At 66.2% G+C, this 13,915-nt stretch carries 10 protein-coding genes; 5 read left to right on the top strand and 5 right to left on the bottom strand.

What is annotated here, in order from left to right; translation table 11 throughout:
- Position 1: 1 nt before the first annotated feature.
- The gene (locus QCE69_RS34390) at positions 2 to 481 is read left to right on the top strand and encodes a thioesterase family protein (protein WP_309935364.1); all 480 of its coding nucleotides are present in this window, start codon (positions 2 to 4) and stop codon (positions 479 to 481) included.
- Here QCE69_RS34390 and QCE69_RS34385 read toward each other — a convergent pair.
- Both QCE69_RS34385 and QCE69_RS34380 read right to left on the bottom strand, forming a co-directional pair.
- Positions 424 to 2,685, bottom strand: coding sequence for a heavy metal translocating P-type ATPase (locus tag QCE69_RS34385; protein WP_409021256.1), 2,262 nt, complete (start codon positions 2,683 to 2,685; stop codon positions 424 to 426). The genes QCE69_RS34390 and QCE69_RS34385 overlap by 58 nt on opposite strands.
- A 202-nt stretch (positions 2,686 to 2,887) precedes the next feature.
- A complete protein-coding gene (locus QCE69_RS34380) occupies positions 2,888 to 3,010 on the bottom strand; it encodes a hypothetical protein (RefSeq protein WP_309927368.1) in 123 nt (40 codons plus the stop codon).
- Between the two features lie 155 nt (positions 3,011 to 3,165).
- On the opposite strand from QCE69_RS34380, the gene QCE69_RS34375 reads away from it, so the two are divergent.
- From QCE69_RS34375 to QCE69_RS34365, 3 genes are all read left to right on the top strand, one after another.
- On the top strand, positions 3,166 to 4,623 hold the full coding sequence (locus QCE69_RS34375; RefSeq protein ID WP_309927366.1) for a DUF1214 domain-containing protein: 1,458 nt from the start codon (positions 3,166 to 3,168) through the stop codon (positions 4,621 to 4,623).
- A 177-nt stretch (positions 4,624 to 4,800) separates the two neighbouring features.
- Positions 4,801 to 8,499: a DUF748 domain-containing protein gene (locus QCE69_RS34370; RefSeq protein WP_309935362.1), complete on the top strand. Its 3,699-nt coding sequence runs from the start codon at positions 4,801 to 4,803 to the stop codon at positions 8,497 to 8,499.
- 100 nt (positions 8,500 to 8,599) lie between these two features.
- The gene (locus tag QCE69_RS34365; RefSeq protein WP_309821148.1) at positions 8,600 to 9,037 is read left to right on the top strand and encodes a DUF29 domain-containing protein; all 438 of its coding nucleotides are present in this window, start codon (positions 8,600 to 8,602) and stop codon (positions 9,035 to 9,037) included.
- Between the two features lie 42 nt (positions 9,038 to 9,079).
- Here the strand turns inward: QCE69_RS34365 and QCE69_RS34360 are convergent, their stop codons facing one another.
- From QCE69_RS34360 to QCE69_RS34350, 3 genes are all read right to left on the bottom strand, one after another.
- On the bottom strand, positions 9,080 to 10,651 hold the full coding sequence (locus QCE69_RS34360; RefSeq protein ID WP_309935361.1) for a DHA2 family efflux MFS transporter permease subunit: 1,572 nt from the start codon (positions 10,649 to 10,651) through the stop codon (positions 9,080 to 9,082).
- 238 nt (positions 10,652 to 10,889) lie between these two features.
- Positions 10,890 to 11,672 (bottom strand): ABC transporter substrate-binding protein, encoded by a 783-nt coding sequence (locus QCE69_RS34355; protein WP_309935360.1) that lies wholly within the window; start codon positions 11,670 to 11,672, stop codon positions 10,890 to 10,892.
- A 23-nt stretch (positions 11,673 to 11,695) separates the two neighbouring features.
- The gene (locus QCE69_RS34350; protein WP_309935358.1) at positions 11,696 to 12,850 is read right to left on the bottom strand and encodes a methionine aminotransferase; all 1,155 of its coding nucleotides are present in this window, start codon (positions 12,848 to 12,850) and stop codon (positions 11,696 to 11,698) included.
- Positions 12,851 to 12,978: 128 nt separating this feature from the next.
- Between QCE69_RS34350 and QCE69_RS34345 the strand changes: the two genes are divergently transcribed.
- The gene (locus QCE69_RS34345) at positions 12,979 to 13,905 is read left to right on the top strand and encodes a LysR substrate-binding domain-containing protein (protein ID WP_309935356.1); all 927 of its coding nucleotides are present in this window, start codon (positions 12,979 to 12,981) and stop codon (positions 13,903 to 13,905) included.
- Positions 13,906 to 13,915 lie beyond the last annotated feature (10 nt).

The raw sequence follows: 13,915 nt of genomic DNA, 5'->3' as shown, positions 1-13,915 counted from the left end.
GATGATCTACCGCGACACCGTGAAGGCCGAATGGGTCGATTACAACGGCCATCTGCGCGACGCCTTCTACATGCTGATCTATAGCCTCGCGACCGATGCCTTCATGGACCGCATCGGTCTCGACGACGCCGGCCGCCGCGCGCGCCAGCGCACCTTGTACACGCTGGAAGCGCACGTCAGCTATCTGCGGGAAATCAAGGAAGGCGCGGCGGTGCGGGTCGAGGTGCGGGTGCTCGCGCATGACCGCAAGCGCGTCCATCTCTACCTGGAGATGTTCGAGGGCGATTCAGTCGAACCGGTATCGGCGTGCGAGCAGATGCTGATGCACATCGATACCGGCGGCGCGCCGAAGTCGGCTTCGTTCGATGCGGACGTCGCCGCGCGCATTGCCGCCGAGCCGACCGTCGCGCCGGAGCACGCGCGTCATGCCGGACGCGTGATCGGCTTGCCGGCGCGCGCTTCGTCCACCGCGCCGGCCTGAGCGCGCCAGTTGCGCAGCAACAGCGCGTTGGTCACGACGCTCACACTCGAGAACGCCATGGCCGCGCCCGCGAACATCGGATCGAGCAGACCGAACGCCGCCAGCGGAATGCCGATCAGGTTATAGACGAACGCCCAGAACAGGTTCTGCTGGATCTTCCGATAGGTGCGCCGCGAGATGTCGATGGCATCGGCGACCAGCGCCGGGTCGCCGCGCATCAGCGTGATGCCGGCGGCTTCCATCGCGACGTCGGTGCCGCTCGCCATGGCGATGCCGACATCGGCGGCGGCGAGCGCGGGGGCGTCGTTGATGCCGTCGCCGGCCATCGCCACGATGCCTTGCGCCGATGCCCGCAATTGCCCGACGACGCGCGCCTTGTCGTCGGGCAGGGTCTGAGCGAACACGCGCTCCGCCGGAATGCCGAGCGCACGCGCCACGGCGTGCGCGCTGCCTGCGTTGTCGCCGGTGATGAGCGCGCTTTGCACGCCCATCGCCGCCAGCCGTTCGATGGCCGCGCGGGCCGTCGGCTTGACGGTGTCGCCGAAGGCGAGCAGTGCGAGCACCTCGTGCCGCGCCTGGGTCTCCTCGATCAGCCATGACACCGTGTTGCCGCGCGCTTCGAGCGCCTGCGCGCGTTCCCTGAGCGAAGGCGGCACGTCCGCCCCCAGTTCCGTGACCCAGCGCCCGCTGCCGATGGCGATGCGTCTGTCGTTCACACTCGCCTCGACGCCGCGCCCGGCGACCGCGCGCGCCGCGCTCGCCTCGAAGCGCGGCGCGTCCGGATCGTCCAGTGCGGCGGCCACGACGGCCTTGGCAAGCGGATGCTCGCTCGAACGCTGCACGGCGGCCGCCAGCGCGAGCGCTTCTTCCCGCGTGTGTCCGGGAGCCGCCTCGAATTCGACGAGCGTCGGACGGCCGACGGTCAGCGTGCCGGTCTTGTCGAACGCGACGATGGCGATGGCATGCGCCTGTTCGAGCGCCTGTGCGTCCTTGATCAGGATGCCCTGGCGCGCGGCGACGCCGGTGCCGGCCATGATCGCGGTGGGCGTCGCGAGGCCGAGCGCGCACGGGCAGGCGATCACGAGGACCGCGACCGCGTCCAGCAGCGCTGTTTCCACGCCGGCGCCGTGCCACAGCCAGCCGGCCAGCGTGACGAGGGCGATCGCCAGGATCGCCGGAACGAAGACCGCGGCCACGCGATCGACCAGCCGCTGGATCGGCGCCTTGTCGGCCTGGGCGGATTCGACCAGCCGGATGATGCGCGCGAGCGTCGTTTCCGTGCCGATCGCCGTGGTTTCGATCTCGATCGCACCTTCGCCGTTGACCGAGCCGCCGGTCGTGCGCGCGCCGCTTTCCTTTGCGACGGGCAGGCTTTCGCCCGTGATCAGCGATTCGTCGATGTGCGTGCGGCCTGCGCGCACGATGCCGTCCACCGGCACGCGCTCGCCCGGCCGCACGACCACGATGTCGCCGATGCGCACGTCCGCCAGCGGCACGTCGCGTTCGCGCGCCGGGTCGTCGCGGTCGCGCACGCGCGCAGTGGCGGGGCGCAGGGCGTTGAGCGCGCGGATCGCGGCGCTGGTCTGGCGCCGTGCGCGCGTTTCCAGCCACTTGCCGAAGCGCACCAGCGTAATCACGACCGCCGATGCCTCGAAGAACAGATGCGCGCCCATGCCGCCGTGCGCGAGCATCTGATAGACGGACAGCCCCCATGCCGCCGATGTGCCGAGCGCGACGAGCAGATCCATGTTGCCGGCAAACGCCCGCACCGCGCGAGAGCCGCCCACATAGAAACGCGCGCCGAAGCCGAACTGCACGACGCTCGCGAGCGCCAGCTGAAGCCAGGGATCGAGTTCGAGGCCAAACATGGGCGCGAGCAGCGGCAGGGTGATGAGCGCGGCAGCCAGCACGGCGATGAGTTCGCGATCGACACCGGCGTCCACGGCCACGGCCGCCGGCGCCTCGGGCACAACGAGTGCGGCCTCATAGCCGGCCTTCGCGACCGCGGCGACGAGCTGATCGTCGCTGACGGCGGCGCTGGCGTGGACGGTGGCCTTCTCGGTGGCGAGATTGACCGCGACGCTCTCGACGCCGGGCACGCGTCTCAGGACCTTTTCGACCCGCATCACGCACGAGGCGCAGGTCATGCCGCTGACCGCGAATTCGGCGGTGCGGGCGGCTTGCGTGGATGATTCGGTGGACATGCTGGAACACTCCGGTCTGGCTGGGATGCGCGACATCGACGGATGGCAGACAGGTCGCGGTACTCCCTCACACCACGAGTATCGAGCTTCCAATCGTGGGAAGGTCAAGGCGGAAGCGCAGGAAAAGCAGGAGCGGCGTCGTGCATCGCTGAACAATGCGGGCGATGGACCCCGTGTGCGGTCGTTTTTGGACCGATGAACGTCACCGTATTCCGCTATCGTAGTGCGGGCTGACGAAGGCGCGCAGGAACCGCGTAAATACCTTGCGGGCGTGCATTTTCGGTGCCTTCAGCCCGATTTTTGAAACGCCGCTGGCCTTTTGCATGCTGCTTCTTGCCTATCGTCAGCGGATAAGTTAAAACCCGAATTCCGAGATGGCGCTCACGGTGTTGCGCTCGCAACCCGAAGCCGCGTTCCGGTCTGGACCATCCCGGATTTGCGAGCCAACCCAATCGAAAGAAAACCCGGATTCCAATTCGAATGAAGAACCACCGACGCTGGACGTTTCCGCTTGACGCTGCCCTGTGGATGAGCGTGAGCCTTGCGGGAATGGCCGTCCTGGCCGGTTGCGCCACCAGGGCGCCCGATGAAGTCAAAGCAAGCAGCCCCGGCTGGGTCAAGAATCAGGTGGCGGATGCCTATACGTTCGGCTTCCCGCTGGTCGCCAGCGACATCGCGCGCGAACGCGCCGGCGCCGCTCCGGGCCAGGGGGCGCTCAATACCTTCCGCCATGCGACGGCGTTGCCGCCGGCCGGCGCGACGGGCTGGCCGAGCGTCGATACGCTGGAATCGAGCGCCTGGCTCGATGTCTCCGCCGATCCGGTGATCGTGACACTGCCCGCCGCGCCGCGCGGACGCTATCTCGATGCCCGCGCGTTCGACGCCTGGACCAATGCCCTCTATTCCAGCGCCGACACCACGCCCTATCCGAAACCGCAGCGCATCGCCTTCGTGCCCGCCGGCTGGACCGGCACGCTGCCCACGGGCGCGACCCGCGTCGAGACCCGCACGCGCTATGTGTGGCTGTCGGTGCGCGTGCGCGTGAACGGTCCACGCGACCTGCGCGAGGCGCGCAAGCTGCAGACCGCGATGCACATCGACACCTTGACGCCCGCCAAGGGCTCCGTGTCGGATCCGACGCCGGTGGTCGCGGGCGCGTGGGGTTCGAGCACCGCGCGCCAGCCGGCGGTGCCGCCGCTGCCGAGCGGTCTTGCCGCGGCGACGCCCGGCGCGCAGGCCGAGGCGCTCGACGCCAACGCGTTCTTCGCGCGCCTGGCCCGTTCGCTCGACGACAACCCCGCCGCCACCGACGACAGCCACGCGATGAGCGGGCTGGCCGACCTGGGCGTGAAGCCGGGCGAGCCGGTGCAGTTCAAGAAGACGGATGCGCCGCTGCTCGATTCGGGCCTGAGCGATGCGCGCGAGCGGCTTGCCACTGTGCCGTCGAATGCGCTGACCAAGAACGGCTGGACCTGGTTCGGCGACGGCGTCGGCATCTACGGCACCGACTACACACTGCGCGCCTACCTTGCGCGCCGTCAGGTCGCGACGAGCACGAAGGAAGGCGAGGTCAAGCCGGTCGCCCGGACCGACAGCGAAGGTCATGCGCTGAACGGCGCGAACCAGTACACGCTGCACTTCACGCCGGATGCGCTGCCGCCGGTGCGCGGCTTCTGGACGCTCACCGCCTATACCAAGGACGGCGCGCTCGCGAATGGCAAGCTGCCGCGCCTGTCGATCTCGGAGCGCGACCGGCTGAGAAAGAACCGTGACGGCTCTTTCGATGTGATCCTGTCGGCGAAATCGCCGGGACGCGCGCACGCGGCGAACTGGCTGCCGGTGCCGGAAGGCGACTTCCAGCTCGCGCTGCGCCTCTATGCGCCGAAGCCGCAGGCAAGCGACGGTTCATGGGCGCCGCCTTCGGTCGATCGCGAGTGAAACGCCGGGCGCGATCATGAAGCGTCATGCAAAGGCCGCGATCCGTCGCGGCCTTTGCTTCTGAAGCGCGCAAGAGCGAACGTTTGCGGGCCGTGCCGTCGTATACTCGGGCTTCACTTATCCCGGACGGCGAGCTCGAGCGGCGCATATGCGGCGCGCTCGCCCGCCGCGCATCGAATGTCAAGCATCAGCAAGTCTTCTCTCGCGTCCGCTGGCCAGACCCTGCGCGGCGTCGTGCAGGCGCGGCGCACGCGGCGCATTTTCATCGGACTGGTGATCGCGCTGCTGGTCATCGGCGCGCTCGGCTTCTTCGTCGCGCCGCCGGTCATCCGGCATGTCGCCGAGCAGCAGCTTGCGAAGCAGCTCGACCGGCCCGTCAGCATCCGGCGCATCTCGCTCAATCCCTATACGCTCGACTTCGAAGCCAACGGCGTGCATATCGGCGAGTCGCCCGCCAATCTCGCGAAGGCGCCGGGCAGCCCGGCTGATTTCATCGACGTATCGCGGCTCGTCGTGCGTACTTCCTGGGCGTCCGTCATCAAGCTCGCGCCGGTCGTCAATGAGTTGAAGATCGATTCGCCGCGCATCCACGTCGTGCGCTACGACGGCGAGCATTTCAATTTCTCCGACCTCATCGAGAAGTTTTCGAAGCCATCGGCTGAGCCGTCTAAAGAGCCAGCGCGCTTTTCGGTGTCCAACATCCGCCTGGAAAACGGCCAGATCACGTTCGACGACCGGCTGCTCGACGCGAAGCACGTCATCGACCGCTTCGCGCTCGGCATTCCGTTCATCGCGACCCTGCCGTCCGCCACCGACATCTTCGTGACGCCGCTGTTGCAGGCGCGCATCGACGGCTCGCCGCTGGTCGTCAAGGGACGCACGAAGCCGTTCGCGGAGTCGCGCGAATCGGAGATCGCGCTGACACTGGACGGCCTCGACGTGCCGCAACTGGCGTCCTATGCGCCGGCATCGGTGCCGGTCGCGGTGAAGAGCGGCAAGCTGTCCACCGACCTCAACGTCAGCTTCTCGATTGCCGGCGATGCGCCGACGATCCGCATCGCCGGCACCGCCGATCTCGCCGATCTCGCCGTCACCGACAAAGCGAACGCACCGCTGGTCGCCGCGCGTGCGCTGCATGTGAAGATCGGCGATGCCGAGCCGTTGCGGGATATCTATCGGCTGGACGAAGTGACGCTCGCGAATCCCGACGTGCATCTCGTGCGCGATTCGTCCGGCCAGTTGAACGTGCAGAAGCTGGCGGGCGGGACGGCGCAGAAAACGCCGCCCGCGAAAGAGCACGCACCCGCCGCGGAGCCGGAGAAGGACGCGCCGCCGCTCGATGTGTCCATCCGCCATCTGGCGATCGAAGACGGCAGGATCGCCCTCGACGACCAGTTGCTGAAGCAGCGCGTGCAAGCCACGCTGACCGGCTTCGGCGTGACGCTCGACGGTTTTTCCACACTCGCGAAGACGCCCGCCACCTACACGCTGAAGACCGCGTTCGACCACGGCGGCGCGCTCGACGTCTCCGGCCGCGTGACGCTCGCAGCCAGACAGGCTGACGCGAAAATCGGTCTGAACGCCTTCGCATTGCCGCCGTTGCAGCCGTATCTGTCGAACCTGATGGCGGCGCGCGTGACGAGCGGCACGCTGGGCGCCACGCTGCCGGTTTCGGTCGACTGGAGCAAGCCGGATGGCGGCGTGCAGGTCGGCGCGGGCGAGGTCAGGCTCGACGCCGTCACGCTCGCGCCCACGGCGCAGGGTGTCGCGCCGGTGAAGCTGGCGTCCGCGCAGGCGAAGATCGCCAAGGTGGATGTGGCGGCGCGCCAGGCATCGCTCGACAGCGTGCAAGTGAGCGGCCTCGCCCTCGACGCGACGCGCCGCAAGGACGGCAGCATCGATCTGGCGTCGCTCGCCGGTCCGCACGAGGCCGCGCCGGAGCCCACCGCGACGCGCAAGATCCAGAAGGCGCAGGAAGCGGGTCCGGCGTGGCATTACCAGATAGGACAGATCGCGGTCGAGAACGCCTCGGCCGGCTTTACCGACGAGACGCTCGCGCGCCCGGTGAAGCTCCAGATTGCGCCGCTCGCGCTCAACGTGAAGCAGTTCAGCGACGACCTGACCCGGCCGCTCGCGCTCGACGGCAAGCTGACGCTCAACGGCCGGGGCACGCTCGCGCTCGGCGGCAATGTGACCGTGAGTCCGCTCAAGCTGGCGCTGCACGTGAAGGGCGATCAGGTGGACGTATCCGCGTTCGAGCCGTACTTCGGCGACAAGCTCAACGTCGACGTGGCCAGCGCGAATGCCAACGCGAACGGCGACCTGACGCTGTCCGGCAGCGGCAAGACGCTCGCGGCGACGTACAAGGGCGATGCGTCGCTGACGGACGTGCGCATGATCGACAAGCTGACCAACGACCGCTTCGCCGGCTGGAAGCTGCTCGGGCTGACCAACATGAAGGTGAGCTACGACGAGCGCGGCACGGACGTCGAGGCGGCGCGCGTGACCTTCGCGAACTTCTACGGCCGCGTGCTGCTCGACGCGCAAGGCAAGCTGAACCTGAAGGGCGTGGTGGCGAACGAGAACGGCGCGACGCAGCCGGTCACGCGCGAGAAGGTCAAGGCCGCGCCGCCGGCCGCCGCGAGCACCGCGGCGCCGAAGGCCGCCGAGAAAGCGGGCCCGCCGGTGAATCTGCGCTTCGGGCAGCTCGTGCTGCAAAACGGCCGAGTCACCTACACCGACAACTTCATCAGGCCGAACTACACGGCGAATCTCGTCGCGATCAACGGGACGATCGGCGCGTTCGGCACGCATTCGACGACGCCCGCTCCCGTCGATGTCACGGCCAAACTCGCGGCGAACGGGCCGGTGTCGATCAAGGGGCAGGTGAATCCGCTGATCGACAAGCCCGCGCTCGACCTGACGGCGAGTGCCCATGACGTCGAGCTGACGAACCTGACGCCGTATTCATCGAAGTACGCGGGCTATCCGATCACGAAGGGCAAGCTGAACGTCGACCTGCATTACATGCTCGCCGACAACAAACTGACGGCGAACAATCACTTGTTCATCGATCAGCTGACTTTCGGCGATCACGTCGACAACTCGACGGCAACCAAGCTGCCCGTCCGGCTCGCGGTGTCGCTGCTGAAGAATTCGCGTGGCGAGATCGACGTGAACATTCCGATCTCCGGCTCGCTCGACAATCCGGAGTTTTCAATTGGCGGGCTGGTGTGGCAGGCTCTTCTCAACCTGGTCCAGAAGGCGGTGACGGCGCCGTTCACGCTGCTCGCGCATGCGTTCGGCGGAGGCAGTGGCGCAGATCTCAATTACATCGAGTTCAATGCGGGTTCGGCGGACCTGACGGACGCCGCGCAGAAAAAGCTCGAAACCATCGCGAAGGCGCTGGTGGACAAGCCGTCAGTGCGCGTGGACGTGACGGGCCGCGTGGATCCGAAAGTGGACGAGCCGGCGTTGCGTTCGGCGTGGGTGGACGCCCAGGTCAAGCGCGCGAAGGTGCGCGACATGGCGGGCAATGGCGAGAATGTGGACTGGAACGCGATCAAGGTGTCGGATGCGGACTACGACAAGTATCTGACCAAGGTCTACAAGTCGGCGGACTTCAAGAAGCCGACCAACTTCATCGGCATGACGAAGTCGCTGCCGGATGCCGACATGAAAGCCGCGCTGACCCAAAACGCGCCGGTCGACGAAGGCGCGTTGCGCGAACTTGCCCAGGAGCGCGCGCAGGCTGTGCAGGAGTACTTTGACGGGAAGATCGACAGCAAGCGGGTTTTCGTCGTGGCGCCGAAGCTGAACGCGGACGACATCAAGGACAAGGGGACGGGCAGCAGGGTGGATCTGGGCCTGAAGTGATGTGCGCTGGCCGTTGGCCGTTTGGACGACTTGGATGAACAAGGATAACGAAACTAGTATCGGCGATACCGGGAATCAGGAAGAGAACGGGAGTCAGCCGATGGGAACACCGTATGAGAAGGACGTGGTGGCGTGGGCCAGGGAACAGGCTGCGTTACTGCGTGCAGGAAAGCTTGCGGCCATCGATATCGAGCATATCGCAGAGGAAATCGAGGCCGTGGGAAGGAGCGAGCAGAGAGAGCTGGTGAGCAGAATGTCGGTTCTGCTCGCGCACATGTTGAAGTGGCAATATCAGGCAGACCGACGAAGCCGGAGTTGGACAAGCACCATACGCACGCAACGGAAAGAGGTGAAGTTCGTGTTGCGTGATGCGCCGAGTCTCAAGTCCAACTTTGACAATCCGGAATGGATCGATCTGGTTTGGTCGAAAGCCAGAAACCTGGCGGAAGCAGAGACGGGAATCGAGTTTGAGCGGTTTCCGGAACTCTGCCCCTGGGCCATGCGCACGGTGCTTGACGAGGGTTTCCAGCTCGATTGATCGCGCGAGCGTATCGGGCTCGCGCTCGTGCCATCGCGAACCTCAATGCGCCCCCGAAGCCGCCCCGCCGCCGCCACCCTTCGCCACCTTCGTGATCCAGATCAGCGGGATGATCAGAATGAAGATCACCGCCGAGATCAGGAAGATATCGTTGAGGCCCATCATCGCGGCCTGCGAATTCACCGTGAAGTTGAACATGCCGCGCGCCTGCGCTTCGCCGATATCGAGCGTCGCCTGGGACGCGCCGAGCGAGTGCAGGAAGGTCGGGTTATAGATGTTCGCCTGCTCCGTCAGCCGTTCGTGATGCAGCGCGATGCGGTCGTCCCACGCATTGCCCGCGAGCGAGGTGCCCACCGCGCCGCAGAACACGCGCGCGAAGTTTGAAAGTCCCGCCGCGGCGGGAATCTTCGAGGGCGGCAGCCCTGACAGCACAATTGCCGTGAGCGGCACGAAGAACATGGCCATCGGAATGCCTTGCAGCAGCGTCGGCAGGACGAGATGCCAGGTGTCGATCTCGATCACGTACTTCGAGCGCAGCCAGAAGACGAACGCGAAGCCGATGAACGCCATCGTCGCAATGATGCGCGCGTCGCTACGCGGCAGCACCTTGCCCATGACGGGCGCGAGGATCACCGCGAAGATGCCGAGCGGCGCGGTGACCAGGCCGGCATCGACGGAGCGGTAGTTCAGGTATTGCTGCATCCACTGCGGCAGCAGCACCAGGTTGCCGAAGAACACGCCGTAGGCCACCGAGATCGCCACTGTGCCGCCGAAGAAATTGCGTCCGGCGAACAGCCGCAGATCCACCACTGGATTCGAATCGGTCAGCTCCCACACCACGAAGAACGCGAACGCGATCGCCGCGACAATCGCCAGCACGACGATCAGCGGCGACGAGAACCAGTCGAGGTCGCGTCCCTTGTCCAGCATGATCTGCAGCGACGCGACCCACGTCACGAGCAGCAGCAGGCCGACCACGTCGATGGGCGCCTTGCGCGTCGGCGACTCGCGGTCGCGGTAGATCATCCACGTCACGCCCGCCGCGAAGATGCCCACCGGAATGTTGATGTAGAAAATCCACGACCAGGAATAGCTGTCCGTGATCCAGCCGCCGAGCGCGGGTCCGGCGATCGGCCCGACGGTCGCCGTCATGGCCCAGAGCGAAAGCGCCATCGACGCTTTCTCCTTCGGATACGAGCCGAGCAGGATGGCCTGGGAGAGCGGAATCAGCGGCCCGGCGACCGCACCTTGCAAAACGCGCGCGAACAGCAGTACGGGAAGATTCGGCGCGAGGCCGCAGAGCCACGACGACAACACGAACATCAGGATCGCGCCGACGAACAGATGGATCTGCCCGAGCCGCTGCGTGAGCCAGCCGGTCAGCGGAATCGACACCGCGTTCGATGCGGCAAACACGGTAATGACCCACGTGCCTTCGTTGACGGACACGCCGAGGTTGCCGGAAATGGTGGGAATCGCGACGTTGGCGATGGACGAGTCCAGCACGTTCATGAACGTGGCGAGCGCCACGGCGAAGGTGGCGAGCACGAGTTTGCCGCCTTCGAGCGGCGTGGGTGGGGCGGGCGCGGGACGGGGCGTCGTCGGTGTGCTCATGCGGCTCGGATTCGGGGGGACGATGGATCGAGCCGACAGTGTGCCTGTGCTTAATAAAAGTTGCTGAGGCAAACGGCAGAGGGGGTGTGTGGCTACGCGATTTCATGTAGATACGCGTTGACACATCTCAATTCGTGCGCCTAGCCTCGACTTATTGGAACTCGACGCGGAAAAGTTCGCGATCCGCGCGTTCCTGCTGCTGTAAGACGCGGCACAACGCCGCCGCGTCCTCGCCAGCTCACTTCGCCGAAATATCGATGTTTCCCAGATACTTCTTCGCGTATTTGTCGATGGTGCCGTCCGCGCGGACCTTCTTGATCGCCGCATTGAGCTTCGTCTTCAGCGCGTCGTCGCCCTTGCGCACGCCGTAGGCAATGCCGCTGCCGAGAATCCTGTCGTCGCGCACCGGTGCGCCCACGAACGCGAAGCCCTCGCCGTCGGGCTTCGAGAGGAAGCCGCTCTGTCCGGCGGGCGCGAGCACGAGCGTCGCGTCGAGACGTCCGGACTTCAGATCCGCATAGACCTGATTCTGGTCCTGGTACGGCACGACCTTCACGCCTTCGTTCTCCCAGTGGGCCTTGGCGAAGGTCTCCTGAATCGAGCCCTGCAGCACGCCCACGCTCTTGCCCTTCAAAGATGCCGGCGTCGGCTCCAGACCGCTGCCCTTCTTCGCGATCAGCTGCGTCGGCACGCGATACACCACCGTCGTGAAATCGATCGCCTGACGACGCTGTTCCGTGGCGTTCATCGCCGAATTGATCGCGTCGAACTTGCGGCCCTGCAACGCGGGAATCAAACCGTCGAACGACGTCTCGACCCACTTGCACTGCATCTTCGCGGCAGCGCACACCGCATTGCCGACGTCGATGTCGAGCCCTTGCAGCTCGCCCGTCGAGGATTTCGATTCGAACGGCGGATACTGCGCTTCCAAACCGAAGCGCAAGGTGTCGGCGGCGAGAGCGGCGCCGCTCGCGAAGCCGCACGCAACGAGCAGGGCGGCGGCGAACGAATTCAGTTTCATCGTATGGGTCTCCAGGGAAAGCGTCAGATCGTGCAAAGGCGGCGCGCGCCTTCGATGAGCGTGCCGTCGTCCTTCGCGAACGACAGGCGGATCACGTGGTTGTCGGTGCCGTCGGTGTAGAACGCCGAAAGCGGGATCGTCGCGACGCGGGCTTCGCGGATCAGGCGCAGCACGAAGTCGCTGTCGCCTGCGTCGGAGATCGCGTCGTAGCGCGCCAGCATGAAAAAGCTGCCGGCGCTCGGCAGCAGTTCGAAGCGCGAGCCGGCCAGCGCATTGGCGAGCAGATCGCGCTTGTGCTGGTAGAACGGCGCGAGATCGAGATAGCTCGATTGGTCCGCGAGCGCTTCGGCGAAGGCGATCTGCATCGGCGTATCGGCGGCGAAGGTCATGAACTGGTGGATCTTGCGAATCTCGGCCGTCAGCGCCGCGGGCGCGAGACAGTAGCCGACGCGCCAGCCGGTCACGTGATACGACTTGCCGAACGAGCAGACGATCACGCTGCGCTCGGCCAGCGCCGGATAGCGCGCCATGCCGTGATGCGGCGCGCCGTCGAACACGACGTGCTCGTAGACTTCGTCGGACAGCACGATGATCTTCGTATCGCGCGTCAGCGCCATGAGCCGCTCGATATCCGCGTCCGTAAACGCGCTGCCGGTGGGATTGTGCGGCGAGTTGACCAGGATCATGCGCGTCTTCGGCGTGATGGCGGCCGCGACTTCGTCCCAGTCGATGCGAAAGTCCACCGGCGACAGCTTGATCGCGACCGGCGTCGCGCCTTGCAGTTGCACGATCGGCCCGTAGCTGTCGAAGGACGGCTCGAAATAAATGACTTCGTCGCCGGGATGCACGAGCGCGCTGATCGTCGCGTACAGCCCTTCGCTCGCGCTTGCGACCACGGTGATCTCCGTGCCCGGATCGTACTGCGCGCCGTACAACCGCTGGGTCTTCAGCGCGATCGCCTCGCGCAGCGCGAGCACGCCGGACATCGGCGCATACTGGTTATGTCCCGCCCGCATGGCTCGCTCGACGCTTTCGATCAGCTTCGGCGAGCAGGCGAAGTTCGGCGCGCCTTGCGAGAGATTGAGCGCGTCGTGCTCCTCGGCCAGCTGGCCGATCACCGTGAAAATGGTCGTGCCGACGCTGGGCAGCTTCGATTCGGGAATGCAGGCGCTGTGCACGGCGGTGTCTCCGGAAGGGCGGTTCGACAAGAATTGCCGTCGATTCAACCGCGGCAATAAAGCGGGGACAATCGAAACTTTGTCATACTAGCCATGCTTGCAGATCATGGCTACATGCCGCAAACCCGATGAAACCGCTGCCCTCGCTCGATGTCCTCAAAACCTTCCTGGTGGTCGCCCGGAAGCTCAATTTCACGCGCGCGGCCGAGGTGCTGAACATCACGCAGGGCGCGGTGAGCCGGCAGATCGCCGGACTGGAGGCGCATCTCGGCTATGCGCTCTTCACTCGCCAGGCGCGCGGACTGGCGCTGACGCATCACGGCGCGCTGCTGATCGCGCCCTTGCAGCAGGCGTTCGGCCAGATCGACGATGCACTGGCGCGAGGCGGCGCGCAATCCGGCATTCTGCGCGTGAAGTGCCCGACCTGCGCGATGCGCTGGGTCTTGCCGCGCGTCATCCGGCTGCAGAACGAGCGGCCGGAACTGGTGGTGGAGGTGACGGCTTCGGTGTCGCATGGCGTCGAGTTCAGCGCCGAGCCGTTCGATGCCGCCATCGTGTTCGGCGCGGCGCCCGCACAGAAGGGCGTGACGAGCCATCATCTGTTCGACGAAGTGCTGACGCCCGTGTGCGCGCCGGCGCTCTGGAAGCCGAAGCGGCAGCCTCCGCCGACCCCCGACGATCTCGCCGGCGAAACGCTCCTGCACCCCACGCGAGATCGGCGCGACTGGCTGCGCTGGCTCGAGGCATACGGTCATCCGGGTTTGCGGTCTACGAAGGCGCAGCATTTCGACACGCTCGATCTCGCGATCTCGTCCGCGATGCAGGGACTCGGCGTGACCATCGGCGACGTTGCGCTGATCGAAGAGGACTTGCGGGCGCAGCGCGTGATCGCGCCGTTCACGCTGTGCGTGCCGAGTGGCGCGGCCTACTGGCTGACGTATCCGGAGCGGCCCGCGCCGTCGGCGGCGTTGCGGCAGTTTGCGCGCTGGCTGAGCGACGAGGCCGCGCACACGCGTGCGCGGCTGGAGGCACGGACGCAGGCGGCCCAGGCCTGAGCCGCGCGAG

This window comes from Caballeronia sp. LZ032, from assembly GCF_031451315.1.
In the GTDB taxonomy this organism is placed as follows: Bacteria; Pseudomonadota; Gammaproteobacteria; order Burkholderiales; family Burkholderiaceae; genus Caballeronia.
This window is presented reverse-complemented; position numbering and strand designations above follow the sequence as displayed.

Coding starts and splice junctions, on each gene's coding strand:
- QCE69_RS34345 (WP_309935356.1), top strand. CDS start 12,979: ATGAAACCGCTGCCCTCGCTCGATGTCCTCAAAACCTTCCTGGTGGTC.
- QCE69_RS34360 (WP_309935361.1), bottom strand. CDS start 10,651: ATGAGCACACCGACGACGCCCCGTCCCGCGCCCGCCCCACCCACGCCG.
- QCE69_RS34390 (WP_309935364.1), top strand. CDS start 2: ATGATCTACCGCGACACCGTGAAGGCCGAATGGGTCGATTACAACGGC.
- QCE69_RS34385 (WP_409021256.1), bottom strand. CDS start 2,685: ATGTCCACCGAATCATCCACGCAAGCCGCCCGCACCGCCGAATTCGCG.
- QCE69_RS34380 (WP_309927368.1), bottom strand. CDS start 3,010: ATGCAAAAGGCCAGCGGCGTTTCAAAAATCGGGCTGAAGGCACCGAAA.
- QCE69_RS34365 (WP_309821148.1), top strand. CDS start 8,600: ATGGGAACACCGTATGAGAAGGACGTGGTGGCGTGGGCCAGGGAACAG.
- QCE69_RS34375 (WP_309927366.1), top strand. CDS start 3,166: ATGAAGAACCACCGACGCTGGACGTTTCCGCTTGACGCTGCCCTGTGG.
- QCE69_RS34355 (WP_309935360.1), bottom strand. CDS start 11,672: ATGAAACTGAATTCGTTCGCCGCCGCCCTGCTCGTTGCGTGCGGCTTC.
- QCE69_RS34370 (WP_309935362.1), top strand. CDS start 4,801: ATGTCAAGCATCAGCAAGTCTTCTCTCGCGTCCGCTGGCCAGACCCTG.